A 20,325-nucleotide genomic window follows, 5' to 3' on the forward strand; every position below is an offset into this window, starting at 1 on the left:
GTCAGTTGGCTAGGTGACCCTCGGCTTTAAGAAGGGTCGAATAGTATTATGCATTAAGTATGCCAACTAAAAAAGGTCTGCTTTTTAGCTATGCATCGCATTAATTCATCAAAATGTAGTACTTTTTCGCATTACGCAAATTGCATTATGCGAAACGAATGCAAAACAATACTCACTCAGTTGCTATAAAACAAACTAACTTTCTGCGCTTTTTCACCTTAAGCCAGCACCACTCACTCATCTTTTGTACAAGCATTTCTTAGTTATTTCATTATATACTTCCGGCACATACACTTAATCATGCAGATTCAATGAACTATTTCAGTACGTTTTTAAAAGGGATGGCCATGGGCGCCGCCGATGTTGTGCCGGGTGTTTCGGGTGGAACCATTGCATTCATCACTGGTATCTATGACACTTTGCTTGAAAGTATTCGTAGGATTAACCCGAGTTTATTGCGCATAGTCAAACGAGATGGGTTAGCCGCCGCATTTCAACATATTAATGGCTTCTTCTTGCTCGCACTGTTTGGGGGAATATTCACCAGTATCCTCTCTTTGGCTAAACTCATTTCTTGGCTGTTAGCCACGCATCCTATTCCCATTTGGTCATTCTTCTTCGGTTTAATTCTGGTTTCGGTGTTCCATATTGTGAAACAAATTGAGCAGTTCAAACTTTCTCGGTTGCTCTTCGCTTTGCTGGGAATTGCGTTTGCTTACAGTATTACGGTGCTTAACCCAATGCAGATGGAACCAACAGCGCTGAACACAGTTCTAGCCGGTGCTATTGCCATCTGCGCCATGATTCTACCGGGAATTTCAGGCAGTTTTATCCTGTTGCTGATTGGTATGTACGCACCGGTACTGGGCGCGGTGAAAGAGATGCAAGCCGATATTTTGGCACTCTTTTTACTCGGATGTGTCGGTGGTTTACTGAGTTTTTCTCACGTATTATCTTGGTTACTCAAACAATTTAGAGACTTGACCTTAATTTTTCTTACTGGATTAATGATCGGCACCTTACCCAAAATCTGGCCTTGGAAAGAAACGCTCACTTGGCGAACCAATTCTCACGGCGAGCTCGTTCCTTTGCTACAGCGAAACCTTTCTCCATTCGAATTTGAGTCCATCACTTCACAACCTTCGCAACTGCTGGTAGCCATTTTATTGATGCTTTGCGCTGTTGCCCTCGTGCTTGGCTTGGAGCAATATGCAAAACATCACGATGTGTAAATCACACCGCATAGCATGAATGAGTAAAGGTGGGGAGACTCACCTTTTCTATATTGATTTATTGCACATTTTATCCATTCGTCACCACTGCAAAAAGATAGCTGTGATAACATTCGCGTTTTATAACCGCTTGGATTGTCCCCATGCACAACGCAATCAAAATCGGCGTCTTTGTTCTAGCCCTGCTAGCGGGTTACTTTAGCAGCGATATTTTCAATTGGCTCTCTTCAGCAAACTCTTCTCCAGACATTAATCGATATTGCCAGTTGTCGAGTACCCCTTGCCGACAAGGAGATGTTGTCATGACATTGGCACACGATAAATCTCAACCTTTGGTGGCTAACACTCTGACCGTTGAATGGCCGCAAGCCAATGCAAGTAAACTCACACTCACACTCAATGGGCTAGAGATGGAGATGGGCACCGCTAAATATGTACTGACGCCGCAGGAAGACGGGCTCTACACAGCACAGATTGTACTCCCAGTTTGCACGACTGAAAAAATGACATGGATTGGCGAGCTCTCTGATGGTCGTACCCAAGTATTCCCGGCAATAAGGATGGAAAGATGAGTAAAAATTGGTCTCTGGCATTGGTGGTTGCGTTTGTATTAGGCTTTGGCATAAAAACCTATTTTGATACGCAGCAAAGTATGGATTTAGAGAGCGGTAATAGCTCATCTTCTGAGGTGATTTTATTTGGCAAAGCAAATCAATCCATCTCTATTTTTGATACTAAAGATGAACGCATACGTGTTGTTTACTTCGGCTTTACACGCTGCCCAGATGTCTGCCCAACATCTCTGGCTATGTTAGCAGGTGCACTCAATCAACTGGATGATGTAACCAAAGCAAAGTTGCGCCCTTTATTTATCTCTCTCGATCCAGAGCGTGACGCTGCTGATGCTTCTCATCAATACGCCCAATATTTCCACCCTATGATCGAGGGGCTTTCTGCTCCTTTAGACATTACAACACCACTGGCGCATCAGTATGGCGTCATTTTCCGCAAAACCGAATTAAAGGGATCAGAACTGAAATACACATTAGATCACAGTTCCTACTTCTACTTTTTACAACCAGATGGAACATTAATCACTAAAGTTCCACACACGCTTTCACCGGCTCCCATTGTTGAAGCCATCAAAACAATAATGACGTCATCACAAGGAAAATAACATGAAGCTCAATGCTCTTTTTTTAGCAAGCCTTGCCTTTAGCCCACTTGCTTTTGCGAACACAGATATTATGGTACATCACCCTTACGCACGTGCTACCGCACCAACCGCTACCACCAGCGCAGTATTTTCTCAAATCATGAATAAAGGTGAAACGGACCGTTTCATTGTATCGGCCAACACCGATGTGGCAGGGAAAGTTGAGTTGCATGATGTAATCACCGAAGGAGATGTGATGAAAATGCGTCAAGTCACTGAATTTAAAATTCCGGCCAAAGGGCACGTCGAACTCAAACCGGGCGGCTTACACATCATGCTTTTTGATTTGAAGAAACCATTGGTTGAAGGTGAAAAGATTGACGTACAACTGACCTTTGCCAATGGTGAGCAGCAAACCATTACTGCACCAGTAAAAAAAGTGATGAGTGGTATGGCACACCATTAAAAAGAAGAGGGTGAGCGATGTTGGCTTACCCTCTTTTATCATCGCACTAACCGCTCATTGACCAGTCTAATGGCGAGAGCGAGACATCCCGACGAGAGGCTTATCATTCCACCACCACAAATGCTACATTTTATTTACATTTTACTCAAAATCGATTGCATTTCCACACATTGATTAATTATTTGTGCTGATTATCAATTAATTCTAGACACAATATCCCGCGTAGATATCATTACCCCCTTCAGTGGAGCTCACTGATGTCACTATAACTCTATTTGTCTACCATAACCGATGCTATGGCTTCGTAGTATTTAGGTCATGCAGGATGTAATTCGATTTATTGCAGGGATAACTATGCAAAGCAACAATATTTTCGCCCGTTTTGCGCGTGGCAATTTGGTTCTGCAAATACTCGCCGGTATCGTTCTCGGTGGGATATTAGCAACCCTTTCACCCGATGATGCGAAAAGCGTCGGCCTACTTGGCGACCTTTTCGTTGGCGCACTTAAAGCCGTAGCGCCGATCCTCGTGTTTATTTTGGTCGCCGCGTCCATCGCAAACCAAAAGAAAAACCAACACACTTATATGCGCCCAATCGTGGTGCTTTACCTTTTTGGGACCTTCACCGCCGCTCTTACTGCCGTTGTATTGAGCTTTATCTTCCCTACAACCTTAACATTGGTTGCGGGGGCAGAAGGTGCAACGCCTCCTCAAGGCATCGCTGAAGTGCTTAATACCCTGCTGTTTAAGCTGGTTGATAACCCAGTCAATGCTCTAATGAGTGCAAACTATATTGGCATTCTGGCATGGGCTGTTGGGTTGGGCTTAGCTTTACACCATGCCTCAGCAACAACTAAAGCCGTATTTGAAGATTTAAGCCACGGCGTTTCACAAATTGTGCGTTTTATTATTCGCCTAGCACCGTTTGGTATTTTCGGCTTGGTTGCATCCACGTTTGCCACGACTGGCTTTGAATCTTTGGCTGGTTATGCCAACCTTTTATTCGTATTGCTCAGTGCTATGTTGATCATCGCATTAGTTGTCAACCCAATCATTGTGTACGCGAAAACTCGCCAAAACCCGTATCCATTGGTGTTCCAGTGCTTGCGTGAAAGTGGTGTCACCGCATTTTTTACACGTTCAAGCGCCGCCAACATCCCAGTAAACATGGCATTGTGTGAGAAACTAAAACTGGATGAAGATACTTATTCAGTCTCGATTCCACTCGGTGCGACCATTAATATGGCTGGTGCCGCCATTACTATCACGGTTCTCACCCTAGCTGCAGTAAACACAGTAGGTATTGAAATTGACCTGATGACAGCCTTGCTACTGAGCATCGTTGCTGCTGTTTCTGCATGTGGCGCATCCGGTGTGGCAGGTGGTTCACTGCTGCTGATCCCGCTCGCATGTGGGCTATTTGGCATTTCAAATGACGTAGCAATGCAGGTTGTTGCCGTTGGCTTTATCATAGGCGTGATTCAAGATTCAGCTGAAACAGCGCTCAACAGCTCCACAGATGTTGTCTTCACCGCTGCGGTTTGCCAAGCTGAGCACAATAAATCAGCATAATCATTCGATACACTAAAACCGATACCAACAAAAATCCCCAGTCGATTCGCTGGGGATTTTCATTTCAGAGATTTTTTATTTACAGTGCTTAGCCACTTTATCGATCCAACATTACCTGTCCATTGAAGTATTGGAGAAATCTAATCGCGTTAGAACCTCATGATCATCAGATGGCTTGGATGACAAAAGCTCTTCGGAGGCATCCGCCACTACGCTCAATGAGAGATCGTCTTCATCAGGTAACTCCCCTTTCTCTGGGATAGGGATCCCACGTTTGTAGAGCTTGTTCAGCGCCTTAATAATTGAGTGTTTACTTACAGTACCCGCGCCGATTTTCTTCATGAGTGGTTTGGCCAACGATTGCAACCCCACAACAGAATCGACACCGATACGTGAGCCCACTTGATCTCTTAGCACCTTTGCCGGTTCAAAACCAAAATGAGCCGATAAAAATAACCAAATATAAGCAATAGCATTGCCATTTGAACCTTTATCTATCCAAGCTTCTCCTGCGTGATACATCGCCTCTACATGACCTTTTTCAGAAGCTCGCTCTAACCAATAACAAGCTTTACTGTGGTCCATTGCGACACCAACACCCTTAAGGTAATTCAAGCCTAGTTTCATCTGTCCTATCGGGCTATTTAGCTTCGCGGCTTTGGAATACCAAAATGTTGAATCCGCTGGTGATGGCGCAATATTGTCATGTGAAACACACCAATCCCCCATAAAAATCACAGCGTCGAGCAAATTCGCTTCCGCAGCCTCTTGTACTAACGAGACTCCTTTCGCAGTATTCGCTTCCACGCCACGGCCATGAATATAGGCCATGCCAGTTTCATACTTTGCGGTTAAGTTACCTTCAATGCCTGCAATACAAGTCTGCCAAAACTTCTCTTTTTCCCGCAAAATCAGATCATCTCGAAACTTTTGGCAAATCCGAACAACACCATACATTCCCGTAACATTGTCATAATTTGCCGCTTTGTCATACCAGTACATCGCCTCTTTGAGGTTGGTTCGTTCGGCTTCTTTCGCTAAATACAAAATCGTCGGCACATGGCCTGTTTCGGCCTTAAACAAGCGATCTTGTCTTTCTTGTTCACGTGATTTTTCTATCGCTTTGCGATAAGCGATTTCTCTCTCTTTTCTCTCTTCCTCTAAGCGTTTTTTGCGCAAAGAGAGCGAAAACATCCACACGAAGATGAGGATAAGTGATAACCCGGTTGCGCCTATGGCAATCCCAATAGTGCTCATTGATTCAAATCTTATTTAGCTGATTAACTTCATTATCGACCATTTTTCTCAATCTTTGAAAAAGTCTGACCACATTCATTCTGTCTCGAACCATTTAAAGCATACGAAACAGTCAAATCCGTTCATCCAAAACAGAGAGGCCACTCTATATCTAATGCTCGTGGATTAATAAAGCCACATAGCCTTAGCACTAAGATAGTACCGTACTCTTTTCAAGAGTGTTACGCACAATCACACTAATTGAGGAATAGATTCCGATTTGGGTCAATGAATGAAAAAACGCAGCCAAATCGCTGCATTCATTCCAGATCAAAAATGAGCCACTCAGTTTACTCTCTCATCAAAACCGCGATGGATTGATAAGGCTCGAGTACTAGATTTTCTTCTAATTTTTCAATCTCTTGATAATTAGAGCTCAAACACTCCACCGCTCTCAATTGAAACTTTTCGGGTATTGCTAAACAAACTGTGGCCGATGAAAAATTACTGACCACGACAATTTGCTCACCTTGGTACTCACGCACATAGCCAAACACTTGGTCATGTTCTTCAAATAAAGGCGTGAACGATCCATAGACGATGGACAGGTGTTTTTTACGCAGTGCAATTAACTTTTTATAGTGATGGTAAATCGATTGTTTATCAGCGAGCGCTTGTTCAACATTGACTTTTAGGTAGTTAGGATTCGCCTCTATCCACGGAGAACCTTGAGTAAATCCGCCGTGTTTATCCGCTGACCATTGCATTGGCGTTCGAGCGTTATCGCGGCTGTTTTGATGAATAGCATCCAGCATATGCTGATGAGAAACGCCCGATTCTGTCTTCACACGATAAAAATTTAACGTCTCGATGTCTCGGTATTGAGCGAGCGAATCGAAGGCCACATTCGTCATACCAATCTCTTCGCCTTGATAAATATAAGGCGTGCCTTTCAGAAAGTGTAAGCTCGTTGCCAACATTTTCGCAGATTCAACTCGGTAGCGTTTGTCATCACCATACTTAGATACAGCGCGTGGTAGGTCATGATTATTCCAAAATAATGAATTCCAACCCTGATCGGCAAGCTCAATCTGCCACTTGGTTAATACCTGTTTAAACTGCTTAAGATCTAACGGAATAGGGCTCCATTTGTCACCCTGCTCCCACGTCAAAGTGATGTGTTCAAATTGGAAAACCATCGATAACTCACGACGACTCGGCGCACTGTACAGTTTTGCAATGTCTGGTGTGGCTCCCCAAGTTTCTCCCACGGTCAGCAGATCTTGATTACCAAAGGTGGCGGCATTCATTTGCTGTAATAACGGATGCAAGCGCGGGCCATTACCAGTAATGCCCTTATCAATTTCTTTGCCAATTAAATCAATAACATCTAATCGAAAACCACCAATGCCCTGTTCAATCCACCAGTTCATCATGCTGTGCACTTCTTGCTGCACTTTAGGGTTTTCCCAATTCAGATCTGGCTGACGTTTAGAAAAAAGGTGGAAGTAATATTGCTGCGTTTGCTCATCCCAGTGCCAAGCACTGCCACCAAAAATTGACCCTGTATCATCCGGTACACTGCCATCCGGTTTTGCATCCCGCCAAATGTAGTAATCTCGATACGGATTGTCTCGCGATTGCTTCGCTTGTAAAAACCATTGGTGTTCATCCGATGTGTGATTAACGACAAGATCCATCACTATCTTAATATTGCGTTTTTGTGCTTCGCTCAGTAAACGCTGCATATCTTCCATGGAACCAAACTCTTGAGCTATTGCTTGGTAGTCAGAAATATCATAACCGTTATCATCCATTGGAGATTGATAAACAGGAGATAGCCAAATAACGTTAATGCCTAACTCTGCAAGGTAATCAAGCTTACTAATAATGCCATTTAAATCGCCGATACCATCGTGATTAGAATCGTAAAAACTGCGCGGGTATATTTGGTATACCACAGCGCTATGCCACCATTTGGGTTCCATGATATTTATCTCTGCATTGAATGATCTAGTGAGTTCTAAAGTGAGAGAAGTGATAATTCGCTTGTCATCTTTAGTAATCGAAGCTCAGAATTTTGAGACTAGAAAAAGAAAGGCGTCCACATAGGGACGCCAGTAGTACGATCTTTAATTATTTCGCATTCACGGCTTTAACAAAGACTTCTTGTGCTCCATCAATACCTAGCGCTTTGGCTTCATCAAGTAAGCTAAGTGCTTTAGATATATCGTTCGCTTTTACCGCTTTCTGAATCGATACCTTGTAGTAAGTTTCAGTATCTGGCTGCACTTTTTTTATCAGTTTTGCTTCATCCGTTGAAACTGTCTTTACTTTATTCTCAGGCTTCACAAACGATAGAAAGCTGGGACCAGAAACATCCAACTCAATGGTTCCAGTCAAACCGTGTGGCATTGGAATATCTTTTAATTCCGGCATGTAGTTACCACGGCCTTCGGCATCAATACGTCCAGGATGTGCAACATAAGTTACGCCTGATAGATCTTTTTCCTTTGTATAAACAATAAGTAAAAGCGTTTTATGACCTTGGGGAGGATAAAACTCCAAATCAGCAACCAGACGATTACCCAAATTTAAACGTGGCTTACGATATTCGAACTCAGTGTCGGTATACGATTCTAAAACGGTTCCTGTTTTATCTGTGATAACAACATAAGGATAAAATACTGAATCTTGAATTTCGCTGGTGACCGTTAAATTCATTTGGCCACGATCGGCTGGTATTTCAAACACGGCGACAGGGCTATGAATCAATGAGTTATGCAAGCGCTGAGTATTGGCTGTGAGCACCATTTTTGTTGTACTCGGTAGCTTCACTTTTGTGACTTGTAGTTGTTCTATATTATTGACAGCTTGCACTGCCGAACTTTGTGTTTGCTCAACAACAGGAGCTGTTTGACAGCCAGTTAAAGCAATGCAACTACCTAATAGTAGTGTTTTAAAAACCATTTTCCGCTCCTTTAGTATTTTTTTAACGACTCATCTCCGAGTCGTTAAAAAAATAGCCGACATCAGTCGGCTATCAGCATATGGATTTAGACTAATAAGAACAAGGAGGAATTACCACCAAGCTTCCACTTGAATACCAACGACGTATTCAGTGTCTTTGCCAGTTGCAAATGCATTTTTGTTTTCGGTATCAAGTAGGTATGAGCCGTATACACGGAACTCTGGACGAGCCCAGAAGCTGTCTCCCATTGCCCACGCTTGTGCTACTGTCAATTTCGCATTGCCGAAATCTTCTGTTGCTGTGCCTGCACTATTAATTTTCTCACCAGCGTTATAGCCAGCTTCAAATACAGTGCGCATTGTCTCATCCCATTTGTACATTGGGCGCACAACAACTGAATACTGATCAATGTCTTTTTTACTAGCCCCAATATCAGAACCTGCTAAGTACGCAAGTTGATGGCCCATTTCCCACGATTGACCAAAACTCACTACACCCCAGTTTAATAAACGGTAGCCAGTTGCATCGTTCTGATCTGCATTACCACGGTTATAATAAGTGCCTGCACCCCAAAGATTAGCCGCTTGCACGCCATAACCATTGGTACCCACTTGAAGAATTGTTTGGTTAAAGCCGTTTGATAGACCTTGGTGCAGAATGGCTGATGCCAACAAACCATCATCAGCTTGCTCTGTTGCATCACCTTTTTCGGTTGCAAAGTTATAAGCCAATGCAAATTCTAGGTTAGCATTTTCCCAAAGGCCGATATTGGCTAAGCGCGCATCAAAGATATAACCCGTTGAGTTGGTATTATCGCCATCTTGGATCAAAGCAAGTGACAGTTTCTGATTGCCGACTGATAGGTTTTGAATACCGCCACCTGTACCAGAAGTGTTCAAGAAATAGAAATCGGTGATGTGGATATCTTTACGTTGGTAATAAGATTTACCCGCCCAAATTTCAGCAGACTCATCACCAGCAATAAGACCTTTAGCTTTTACCGCAAACTGAGCAACGTTAAAATCGCCATCTTCCCAACCATTTGCACCTTTGTTACCTTGTGCAATCATTGATTCGACACGCCAAGTTTGCTCGCCTGTCTTTAACTCCTCAGCAAAACCAAACTCATAGTAGTTGTCGTTTTCGTTACCGAGACGACCTACACCATTCTTGTTAACAGCAAGATCACCATTACCCTGACCACTAATTCCGGTACCCGCGCGGAAATAACCATTAAAATCAACAGCAAAAGCAGAACCTGCTGCTAGAGTAGCAGCCACTGCGGCAGCAATTACACTTACTTTTTTCATTCTTAACTCCATTAAGGACGATTTATATTTATAGAAAATTTTAACTACGGACAGCATTTAAAACTTTCACTCTTCTCCTATTGGAACCTGCAAGGCAGTTGACAGATAAACGCTAAAAGAAGAGGTAAGACGGGACTAAGTCCCCAGTTGTTTCAACGGTGATAAGGTTACTAAAGGCGTAATAGGCTTGCTTCCTCCACCTCAAAGTAATTTAGGGGGGAGGAGAAAGGATGAGTAATTTTATAGTATGGCGTTTTTAACGCACAGATCACGGATTTCAGGGGGAGGAGATCAGTTAATGGTTATAAAATAGAATACAAAATGCCTTATTGATCACTATTTAGGGCCAATAACATCATTAAAATGAAATAAAATTACATTCAAATTTTATTCATTGGGCGCTTGACCTAATATCAACAAAGCTTTTTACTTAAAGCGATGACGTGCAGCAAAATAACAATTAAAGATGCCCATATGAAATGTACTATTTCTAGCCCTTACCCACTCGGTGCAACCCTTGACAACACAGGTTGCAATTTTGCTATTCATGCTCCAGCAAATAAACAGCTTCTACTCGCTCTGTTTGATCAACAGGGAAGTTTCACCACCCACGAGTTAGAGAATGAATATGCGGGCGTGAAGTACACTCATGTGCCAAACATTAAAGCAGGGCAAAAATACGGTTACCTCATTTTAAATGGTGACGAGCCACACTATATTTCCGACCCCTACGCGAAGGCGATAGATAAAAACTTAGGCTATAAAACACCATTTAGTTCAAAAAAGAGTTTCGAGCTGCCTAAGTGTGTCGTGGTCGACGATCAATTCGATTGGCAATCAACTAAAAAGCCACACATACCTCGCGATAAGACTATTTTATTTGAGACCCATGTCAAAGGGGTGACCAAACTCAATCCACGTGTGCCTAAAGCAGAACAAGGTACTTATTTAGGCTTAATCAGTGAGGAGATGCTGGAGTTTTATCGCAAGCAAAACATCAACACACTACAGCTACTGCCCATCGCGGCTTGTATGCATGAGCCACATCTATTGGATATGGGCAAAGTCAACTATTGGGGATATAACCCCTATCTGTTTATGGTGCCAGATCCACGTTATGCGCAAAAAGATGCGGTAACGGAACTGAAAACGGCTATCAGAGAACTGCATCGTCACGGAATTGAAGTGATACTGGATGTGGTTTATAACCACTCAGCAGAGGGGGGCGAAGATGGGCCTATTTTCAATTTAAAAGCACTCGACCCTAAATATTATCTAAAACACGGCCAACATTACGCGAATTTTACCGGTTGTGGTAACACCATTGATCTCTCTTATCAACCCGCCCTTAACCTAGTCATGGACACGCTGCGCTACTGGGTTAGCGAATACCAAATCGATGGTTTTCGTTTTGATTTGGCCGCAACGCTTGGAAGAAATGGCGATAATTTCAGCCCCGATGCTGCGTTCTTTAAAGCGGTGGCGCAAGATCCAACGTTAAAACGAGTTAAATTGATTGCAGAGCCTTGGGATATTGGTCCAAACGGTTACCAAGTAGGCAATTTTCCTTTCGGTTGGAATGAATGTAACGACAAATTACGTGATATCACACGCAGCTTCTGGCGCGGCGATCAAGGCTATTTAAAAGAGTTCGCCACACGCTTAATGGGCTCGCGCGACTTGTACAGTGCCGCCAACTGGCCCTACAAACTGACCGTCAATTACATCACTTATCATGATGGCTTCACCATGCAAGATTTGGTGTCATACAAGCATAAGCACAATGAAGCGAATGGTGAACAAAACCGAGATGGTCACGGTGACAATCGCTCCGACAACTATGGCGTCGAAGGCGAAACAGAGAACATGGTGATAAAAGCAACTCGCGAAAAGCAAAAACGCAATATGATGGCGAGCTTACTTTTTGCTTTTGGCATTCCTCATATTCTCACCGCGGATGTGCTTTCTCATACTCAGCAAGGTAATAACAACGCTTATTGCCAAGACAATGAGATCAGTTGGCTTGACTGGAACATGACCGAACGCAAAAGCTACTTCAAACATTGGTTGAGTCAAATGGTGGCGGCAAGACACCTTTATATGGTGCCCTTTATTCGTGCTTTTAGTGGTGAGGAACGTAATGCCAACCGCGTATTCTGGCGACGCGTAGATGGCACACTGATGGAACATGATGATTGGAACCGCTTAAGTTCTGTGGCATTGCAGATGGGCATTGGATCGGATGGGGCTGAAATGCTCTATTTGATCAACCAAACCAACGCACCCGCTCGTTTTACTCTACCTAAAGATCGTAACCAAAACTGGGAAGTGATATGCGATACCAATTTACGTAACGTACAACCCGGCCATGCAGAAGGGGAGTTGTTACAGTCGCCTATATCAATGACAATTTTGCACTACCAACCTGAAGTATAAAATCAAGTGCTGCACATCATTACCAATAAGCAAAGAGATTGCCAATAAACAAAGAGGCCCAATTGGCCTCTTTCTCTTCTCTAATTTTTGCTTTCAGAATATTACAAGAATGCTTTGAAAGGCAGCTCTGGTTCATCGACAAAAATGTCTTTAAAGCCTCTGAAATGCTGGTAATGCATACGTCCTTTGTCGGTTGGGTAGGTGTATTTTCCACCCACTTGCCAAAAGAATGGCGCAAAACCGTATTGCAGACGATCTTTTTTCATTTGCCACAATACTTCAATTTCACGCGGGTCATTTTGGAAGTTAGCCCAAATATCGTGATGGAATGGGATCACCACTTCACAATCTAACGCCTCGCCTGCGCGCAAAATATCAGATGCAGTCAGCTTATCTGTGATGCCTCGTGGGTTTTCACCGTATGAGAGCAGCGCCACATCAATCTTGTAGTCATTACCATGCTTGGCATAGTAGTTCGAATAATGCGAATCACCTGAATGGTAGATTGAGCCACCGGAGGTTTCCAATAAGTAGTTGACCGCGCGATCATCCATACCATCAAGAATCCCCTTATCATAAGATGAAACACCTTTAGGCAGCGTAATCAACGCAGTGCGATCAAAAGAGTCCAGCACTCGGATACTGATATCGCCGACTTCAATGCAATCACCCACTTTCGCCACAATGCAGCGCTCACTCGGTACTCCCCAGCCTTGCCACAGGTCAACGCAAGCTTGTGGCCCAATAAATTTCACATGCTCACCACAGTTTTGCAGCACAGCTGCTGCGACATTAATATCGATATGATCAGCGTGATCATGCGTCGCCAGTACCGCATCAATCTCTTTGATGCCAAATGGGTCCAACACAAAAGGAGACGTTCTTAAGTTGGGTTGCAGTTCACGCACGCCCCCCATACGCATCATCTGATGCTGTTGATTCATCAAGGCATTCTTTTGCGTTTTCTTACCCGTCCCACACCAAAAATCGATCGAAAGATTGGTATTACCGGCACTTTTTAGCCAAATGCCTGTACAACCAAGCCACCACATAGCAAAGGTGTTGGCTTCCACTTCGGTCTTTTCTATCTCTTCATTCAGCCAAGTTCCCCACTCAGGAAACGTACTTAGAACCCATGAATCGCGTGTGATTTCATCAATTTTACTCATAGCAACACCTTTTATTTCACGATCAGTTAGACAAATTTTGGATGTAGGGAGCCAAGCGTCTTAACCAAAGGTGAAGACACTGAGCCTGTGTTTATTATTAGAATGTGTAGAGCGAAGTGCTTTCTATACCAGAATCACTTCTGTCCCCTGCTGTTGTAGCGCTTGGATAACTTGCGGATCGGCGGCTTTGCCAGTGATAACAATATCAACCTTGCTGGCGGGGCAAAATAGCATGCCCGTACGCTGCCCAACTTTAGAACTATCCACTACCACCACTAACTTACCGATTTGCTCTAGCATCTGTTGCTCGGCAACGGCGGTGAGCATATCGGTTTTGTATAAGCCATTTTCCGTCAGCCCTTTGCCACTGGTGAACATCCAATGTCCGGCATAACCACCTAACGAATCAGGGGCGGGGTTAAGGAAAATGTTTTGTGCTTTGTTGTACTGCCCACCAATGATGATTACATCGTCGTGATCTTCATTGATAAGGTAACTGGCCAGTGGAAAATAGTTAGTCACGATTTGAACATCTTGGCCACACAACTCTTTACCGAGCAAGAAGGCGGTCGAACCACAGTTAATTACCACACTGTCACCTGGATTGCAGAGCTTAGCCGCAGCCATGGCAATCTGTGATTTTTCATGGAAATGATCCGTACTGTCGATATTTAACGGCGTCCACGCCCGCTTTCTAATCTCTAAACGTTCAGCACCATTGCGAACTTTCTTCAGCTTACCTAGCTCATCTAACTTAGAAATATCGCGGCGGGCCGTTGCTGGTGACACGTTAAATTTTTCAATAATATGCGTGACGTTGATGGTGCGCATATTGTCTAGCAAAGACAATATCTCGTTATGTCTTTGTACTTCGTTCATGGTTATCACCTTATCTTTTCATCAAGTGATTACTTGGTGATTATTTATGATTTGTTTTGATTCTATTTCTCATCCATCACAATGTCAAACACTGGACGAACAAAACTTCCCTCTCGCTCACAATAAAACCTAACTAATTGATTTTATTTGAAATAAAATTTTAACTGTGACTTGAGTATCAAATAATGTCTCCATTTGGCGAAGAAATTGATAAAAATCAAAATAATCACAAATGAGCATTGAATGATTACTTTTGATTGGTAAAGTCTATTTCGTGAGCAAAACAGGATTGAAATCGGCATCACCTTGCTGATTCACTCTGACCTACACCCAGCTTCGAGTAAGACGGGAATACACATAACGATAAATAGAGAATCAAGGGGTAAAGATATGCAGTTCATCTACGATATCTTCTACATTTTTTATAGCCAAGTAATGACTAAAGCACCTTTGCTGCTGGGCTTAGTCACCCTTATCGGTTACTGGTTATTAAGAAGAGATACCACCACCATCATTAAAGGGTCGATCAAAACCATCGTCGGCTTTATGTTGGTACAAGTGGGTGCAGGAACCTTAGTGGCAGGCTTTAAGCCTGTGATTGAGAAATTATCGGAATATCATGGTTTAACTGGCTCGGTTATCGACCCGTACACCTCAATGATGGCCACCATGGAAATCATGGGGGATGATTATTCTTGGGTTGGTTATACCGTACTACTGGCACTGGCGATCAACATCTTGCTCGTTTTGCTGCGCCGCTACACAGGCATTCGCACCATCATGCTAACGGGGCATATTATGTTCCAACAAGCAGGGTTAATTGCGGTGTTCTACCTTGTGCTGGGCGCAAGCATGTGGGAAACCATCCTTTATTCGGCTGTTTTGATGGCGCTCTACTGGTCTATCTCCTCCAACATTATGTTCAAACCCACCGAAGCCGTCACGGGTGGAGCAGGTTTCTCCATCGGCCACCAGCAACAAGTCGCGTCTTGGATTGCGGTTAAGATTGCCCCCAAATTGGGCGACAAAAACGAGAGTGTCGACCACCTTGAGCTGCCTAAATGGTTGCACATTTTCCACGACAGCATTGCCGCAACCGCGATTGTGATGACGCTATTTTTCGGCATTATTTTGCTCTCATTTGGTTTAGACAACCTGCAAGCAATGGCGGGCAAAACCCATTGGTCTATCTACATTCTGGAAACTGGTCTTAAATTTGCGGTAGCGATCCAAGTGATTGTTGCAGGTGTACGCATGTTCGTTGCTGAACTGTCTGAAGCCTTTAAAGGTATCTCAGAGCGCGTCATCCCTAACGCGGTTTTAGCCATTGACTGCGCCGCTATCTACGCATTTTCACCTAATGCCATGGTGTTTGGTTTTATGTGGGGCGCGATTGGTCAATTTACCGCGGTGCTGGCCATGCTCGCTTTTGATGCACCGATAATGATCATTCCCGGCTTTATCCCGATGTTCTTCTCCAACGCGACCATTGGTGTTTTTGCCAACCACTTTGGCGGCTGGCGCGCGGTCATGAAGATCTGTTTTGTGATGGGTATCATCGAAGTAGCGGGGTCCGCATGGGCCATTCACATCTTCAACCAATACGGCACCGAATTCAGTGGCTGGATGGGCATGGCCGACTGGGCGTTAGTCTTCCCGCCAATCATGCAAGGCTTATCCGTCTCAAAACTGTTCTTCTTTGTACTGATTGCATTGGCTGGTGTGTACATGTTCTTTGCCTCTAAAAAACTGCGTGAAGAGGAAGATGCACAAGGTTTGGTGAACATCAGTGACGATCCAGAAGTCATCGCCGCCGTCGAACAAGCACTGAAAGTCAGTGATGGCGTGCGCCCGGTCAGCATTTTAGCCGTGTGTGGCAATGGGCAAGGCTCCTCAATGATGATGAAGATGAAAATCGGTAAGTATCTAGAGAAGAAAGGCATTCCACACGTGATGGATTCCTGCGCAGTGTCTGATTATAAATCTAAGCTCGCCACCACCGACATCATCGTCTCATCAAAACATCTCTCTGGTGAGATGGAGCCCGGAGAAGGCAAATTTGTGCTCGGCGTACAAAACATGCTGAATCCGAACTCTTTTGGTGATGAGCTGCTCGATATCATCGATAAAAACTTTGTCACTTTGAAATAGCTATTTACTACAAAACGATAAGTACAAAAACAACAATAGGTGCCAGACGCACTGGCACCCACTCTGGAGATAGAACTATGGGACTGAAACAATCACTGATCGACAATGACTCCATTCAATTAAATGCCCAAGCGAGCACTTGGCAAGAGGCGATCAAAATCGGTACGGATAGGCTGATCAAATCAGGAGCCATACACCCCAGCTATCACGATGCCATCATCAGCAGCGTTGAACAATTAGGCCCGTATATAGTCATCGCGCCGAATCTTGCCCTGCCTCATGCTCGTCCTGAAAATGGCGTGATCAGAACCGCCTTTGCTTTAGTGACGCTACAAACGCCTGTCTATTTTGACGGCGAAGATGAACCAGTCGATGTGCTGATCACCTTGGCTGGTAGCTCGTCTGATCAGCATATGGAAGGATTAATGGAAGTAACCCAAGTGCTGGATGATGAAGAGAGCGAGACTGGCGTTGATCTCGATAAACTGCGCCGTTGTCGTACCGCGCAGGATGTTTACCAAGTAATTGATGAAGCGTTAGCGGCACAATTGGTCGAGTGAGGATGTCATGTATAGCGAACTAAAACAGCGAGTATTTGCGGCAAATCTTAAGCTTCCCCAATACGGTTTAGTCACTTTCACTTGGGGCAATGTATCAGAAATAGACCGCGAGAAGGGCGTCATCGCCATCAAACCTTCCGGCGTAGAATACGATGTGATGAAAGTCGATGACATGGTGATCGTTGACCTTAACGGCGCGATTGTGGAAGGCACACTTAATCCATCCAGTGATACCGCCACTCACCTCGAACTCTATAAAGCTTATCCAGAGATCGGCGGCGTGGTACACACCCATTCGCGCAGTGCCACTATTTGGGCGCAAGCGGGCATCGACATTCCGGCTTTAGGGACCACTCACGCCGATTATTTTTACGGTGACATCCCCTGCACACGCAAACTTTCTTGCGATGAAATCGCTGGCCAATATGAGAAAAATACCGGCCTTGTGATCATCGAAGAGTTCAAACATCGTCACATTGATCCGATGGCGGTGCCAAGCGTGATTGTCGCCGGGCATGCTCCTTTCTCTTGGGGCAAAGATGCTAACGATGCGGTTCATAACGCCGTCGTCTTAGAGGAGATTTCCGCCATGGCGCTGGCGACTCGTTCACTCAACAGTGGCATCAAGATTCAACCGGAATTATCCGATAAACACTATCAACGTAAGCATGGTGATAACGCTTACTACGGTCAAAGGTAGCGGCTATGTATAAAGTTCTCGCGCTCGACCTTGATGGCACGGTGTTGACTGATGAACACACCATTCATCCGCTGCTAAAGCGGGCGATTCAACAGGCGCAGCAACACTGCCACGTGGTGATCGTGACTGGCCGTCACCACACGGCGGCTAAACCCTATTATCAAGAATTGGGGCTCACAACCCCCATAATCTGCTGCAACGGCACTTATGTGTATGACTACCAAAATGAAAAAGTGCTCAAGCACAATGCCATCACCAAACACGATGCATTGACCTTTCTTGCACTGGCTAAAGAGTTTCAAATGAAACTGGTGATGTATGTGACCGACGCGATGACCTATTCCAAGCGTAGCCCAATCGCCTACATGCAAGCGTTAGAAAAATGGGCCAACCAGTATCCACCGACGGCACAGCCCAAAATCGAGCAAATTGACTCGTTTCGTCACCGCGTCGAGCAAGAAACGTTTATTTGGAAATTTGTGGTTGAAGGGCTACCGAGTTCCGTTGAACGCCTTGCCCAACAAGCTTGGGTACAAGAGACATTCAATGGCGAGCGTTCATGGTCGAATCGCATCGACTTTGCTGCCAAAGGCAATAGTAAAGGTCAGCGCTTGGCTGAATATGTGCAATCGCTTGGCTACCACGCCAATCACGTGCTGGCTGTCGGCGATAACCATAACGACATTTCAATGCTCGACTACGCAGGGCTCGGTGTGGCGATGCCCAATGCCGACGATACGGTGAAATCCCACGCCAAACTGATTTGTACAACCGATAACAATCACGACGGGCTCGCCCGTTTGATCCGTGACAAAATTCAAGGATAACTCTCATGACTAAACCAATGATCCAAATCGCTCTCGACCAAACTGACCTTATTTCTGCCATCGAAGTGGCAAAAAACGTAGCAAGCTTTGTGGATGTCATCGAAGTCGGCACCATCCTCGCCTTTGCTGAAGGCATGAAGGCCGTCAAAACGTTACGCCATAATCACCCTGACCATATTCTAGTGTGCGATATGAAAACCACCGATGGCGGTGCTATTTTGGCGCGGATGGCATTTGAAGCTGGCGCAGATTGGATCACCGTTTCTGCCGCAGCACATATCGCCACCATCAGCGCGTGTAAGAAAGTCGCCGATGAACTGGATGGCGAAATCCAAATCGAAATTTACGGCAACTGGACCTTTGCTGATGCACAAGCGTGGATTGACCTTGGTATCACTCAAGCTATTTATCACCGTTCAAGAGATGCCGAACTGGCCGGTATTGGTTGGACAAGCGAAGATGTTGAGAAGATGCGAACTCTATCCGATATGGGGCTTGAACTTTCCATCACAGGTGGCATCGTGCCAGATGATCTCTATTTATTTGAAGGCATTAAGGCCAAAACGTTCATTGCGGGGCGTGCATTGGTCGGTGAAAAAGGTCGCGTCACTGCCGAAGCACTGCGCAGTCAAATCGATCGTTTTTGGTGCTAGGAGGCCGTATGTATCAGCATTTGCCACGCCAACGTATCGGGTTGTATGAAAAAGCACTCCCCAATCATTTCAGTTGGGAAGAAAAGCTCGCCACAACGAAAGAGCTAGGGTTTGATTTTTTAGAGATATCCGTCGATGAGTCGGATGAACGTCGTCAACGCTTAGACTGGGATGATGCAACCATCTATCAGCTACGAAGATGGTGTGAGCAATACCAAATCCCGCTGCAATCGATGTGCCTAAGTGCACACCGCAAGTTTCCTTTTGGCTCGTCAGACCCCGCCATTAGAGAGCAAGCCATTCTGCACATGGAGAAAGCGATTACCTTAGCTTACAAACTGGGCATTCGCACCATCCAACTCGCAGGCTATGATGTCTATTACGAACCCGCTAATAAAGAAACTCATCAACGTTTCATTGAAGGCATGCAGCTTGCCGCCAAACTGGCCGAGCGTGCTGGCGTGATGCTGGCAGTGGAGATCATGGATACCAGCTATCTTAATTCACTGAGCAAGTTCGAAATACTAAAGCGGGAAGTACCCTCCCCCTATTTTATGGCGTATCCAGATGTAGGCAACATTTCAGGTTGGAACTACGATGTGTGTACTGAATTGGCACTTGGTATGCCACACATTACTCAGATCCACCTTAAAGATACCCATTGCGTCACCTCTAGTTCCACGGGCCAATTTCGAGACTTGGTGATTGGTGAAGGAGAAGTCAATTTCGATGCTATTTCCCAAACGCTGAAAGAGGCAAACTGTGTTGTGCCGATGGTGATCGAAATGTGGGCGCAAGATGAACATTGGAAACACAATATTCGTGTTGCGCAGCATCGGCTAAATCAAGCCTGCGATGCCGCTGATTCGCCTCGTTTATTCAACCTATAGCTCATTTATTCAACCTATAAATTGTGCTCGGGTGCATCTTTTATGCATCCTTCATCCTCATATTGGATAATACCGCGCCCTCTCCCCCATGAGCGCGGTAGCTTTTCTTGGCAAATA

At 44.7% G+C, this 20,325-nt stretch carries 18 protein-coding genes; 12 read left to right on the plus strand and 6 right to left on the minus strand.

Annotation, left to right across the window (positions count from 1 at the left end; all coding sequences use genetic code 11):
- Window positions 1-311 precede the first annotated feature (311 nt).
- The 5 genes from AACQ75_RS06845 (at window position 312) to sstT (ending at window position 4,426) form a co-directional block, all read left to right on the plus strand.
- Window positions 312-1,232: a DUF368 domain-containing protein gene (locus tag AACQ75_RS06845; protein WP_017042156.1), complete on the plus strand. Its 921-nt coding sequence runs from the start codon at window positions 312-314 to the stop codon at window positions 1,230-1,232.
- Between the two features lie 143 nt (window positions 1,233-1,375).
- Window positions 1,376-1,804 (plus strand): hypothetical protein, encoded by a 429-nt coding sequence (locus tag AACQ75_RS06850; protein ID WP_019282478.1) that lies wholly within the window; start codon window positions 1,376-1,378, stop codon window positions 1,802-1,804.
- Entirely contained in the window at window positions 1,801-2,409 is a 609-nt protein-coding gene (locus tag AACQ75_RS06855) for an SCO family protein (RefSeq protein ID WP_094133716.1), read from the plus strand. Before AACQ75_RS06850 ends, AACQ75_RS06855 begins: the two co-directional genes overlap by 4 nt.
- Before the next feature lies 1 nt (window position 2,410).
- Complete coding sequence (locus AACQ75_RS06860) at window positions 2,411-2,854, plus strand: copper chaperone PCu(A)C (RefSeq protein WP_017048143.1); 444 nt, start codon at window positions 2,411-2,413, stop codon at window positions 2,852-2,854.
- Window positions 2,855-3,208: 354 nt separating this feature from the next.
- Complete coding sequence (gene sstT / locus AACQ75_RS06865) at window positions 3,209-4,426, plus strand: serine/threonine transporter SstT (protein ID WP_026028166.1); 1,218 nt, start codon at window positions 3,209-3,211, stop codon at window positions 4,424-4,426.
- A 111-nt stretch (window positions 4,427-4,537) separates the two neighbouring features.
- On the opposite strand, the gene AACQ75_RS06870 is transcribed toward sstT, so the two are convergent.
- From AACQ75_RS06870 to lamB, 4 genes are all read right to left on the minus strand, one after another.
- Window positions 4,538-5,683, minus strand: coding sequence for a tetratricopeptide repeat protein (locus tag AACQ75_RS06870; protein WP_019282475.1), 1,146 nt, complete (start codon window positions 5,681-5,683; stop codon window positions 4,538-4,540).
- Between the two features lie 329 nt (window positions 5,684-6,012).
- Entirely contained in the window at window positions 6,013-7,650 is a 1,638-nt protein-coding gene (locus tag AACQ75_RS06875) for a glycoside hydrolase family 13 protein (protein WP_170889686.1), read from the minus strand.
- A 148-nt stretch (window positions 7,651-7,798) separates the two neighbouring features.
- Window positions 7,799-8,632: a MalM family protein gene (locus AACQ75_RS06880; RefSeq protein WP_017048140.1), complete on the minus strand. Its 834-nt coding sequence runs from the start codon at window positions 8,630-8,632 to the stop codon at window positions 7,799-7,801.
- Between the two features lie 111 nt (window positions 8,633-8,743).
- Complete coding sequence (gene lamB, locus AACQ75_RS06885; RefSeq protein WP_017042148.1) at window positions 8,744-9,943, minus strand: maltoporin LamB; 1,200 nt, start codon at window positions 9,941-9,943, stop codon at window positions 8,744-8,746.
- Window positions 9,944-10,381: 438 nt separating this feature from the next.
- On the opposite strand from lamB, the gene glgX reads away from it, so the two are divergent.
- Entirely contained in the window at window positions 10,382-12,379 is a 1,998-nt protein-coding gene (gene glgX, locus AACQ75_RS06890; RefSeq protein WP_017048138.1) for a glycogen debranching protein GlgX, read from the plus strand.
- 101 nt (window positions 12,380-12,480) lie between these two features.
- Here the strand turns inward: glgX and ulaG are convergent, their stop codons facing one another.
- On the minus strand, window positions 12,481-13,548 hold the full coding sequence (gene ulaG / locus AACQ75_RS06895; protein WP_013868344.1) for an L-ascorbate 6-phosphate lactonase: 1,068 nt from the start codon (window positions 13,546-13,548) through the stop codon (window positions 12,481-12,483).
- Between the two features lie 123 nt (window positions 13,549-13,671).
- A complete protein-coding gene (gene ulaR / locus AACQ75_RS06900; protein WP_026027147.1) occupies window positions 13,672-14,427 on the minus strand; it encodes an HTH-type transcriptional regulator UlaR in 756 nt (251 codons plus the stop codon).
- A gap of 390 nt (window positions 14,428-14,817) precedes the next feature.
- On the opposite strand from ulaR, the gene AACQ75_RS06905 reads away from it, so the two are divergent.
- The 6 genes from AACQ75_RS06905 (at window position 14,818) to AACQ75_RS06930 (ending at window position 20,208) form a co-directional block, all read left to right on the plus strand.
- Window positions 14,818-16,578 carry a PTS ascorbate-specific subunit IIBC gene (locus tag AACQ75_RS06905; RefSeq protein WP_170889688.1) on the plus strand — a complete coding sequence of 587 codons (1,761 nt, stop codon included), beginning with the start codon at window positions 14,818-14,820 and terminating at the stop codon, window positions 16,576-16,578.
- Window positions 16,579-16,655: 77 nt separating this feature from the next.
- Window positions 16,656-17,138, plus strand: coding sequence for a PTS sugar transporter subunit IIA (locus AACQ75_RS06910; protein WP_170889690.1), 483 nt, complete (start codon window positions 16,656-16,658; stop codon window positions 17,136-17,138).
- A gap of 7 nt (window positions 17,139-17,145) precedes the next feature.
- Window positions 17,146-17,838 carry an L-ribulose-5-phosphate 4-epimerase gene (locus tag AACQ75_RS06915; protein ID WP_019282360.1) on the plus strand — a complete coding sequence of 231 codons (693 nt, stop codon included), beginning with the start codon at window positions 17,146-17,148 and terminating at the stop codon, window positions 17,836-17,838.
- A gap of 5 nt (window positions 17,839-17,843) precedes the next feature.
- A complete protein-coding gene (locus AACQ75_RS06920) occupies window positions 17,844-18,665 on the plus strand; it encodes a Cof-type HAD-IIB family hydrolase (RefSeq protein WP_170889692.1) in 822 nt (273 codons plus the stop codon).
- A 5-nt stretch (window positions 18,666-18,670) separates the two neighbouring features.
- Complete coding sequence (locus tag AACQ75_RS06925; protein ID WP_017049270.1) at window positions 18,671-19,318, plus strand: 3-keto-L-gulonate-6-phosphate decarboxylase UlaD; 648 nt, start codon at window positions 18,671-18,673, stop codon at window positions 19,316-19,318.
- A gap of 8 nt (window positions 19,319-19,326) precedes the next feature.
- The gene (locus tag AACQ75_RS06930; RefSeq protein WP_029189691.1) at window positions 19,327-20,208 is read left to right on the plus strand and encodes an L-ribulose-5-phosphate 3-epimerase; all 882 of its coding nucleotides are present in this window, start codon (window positions 19,327-19,329) and stop codon (window positions 20,206-20,208) included.
- Window positions 20,209-20,325 lie beyond the last annotated feature (117 nt).

Source organism: Vibrio sp. B1-2 (genome assembly GCF_963888445.1).
Lineage (GTDB): Bacteria > Pseudomonadota > Gammaproteobacteria > Enterobacterales > Vibrionaceae > Vibrio > Vibrio anguillarum.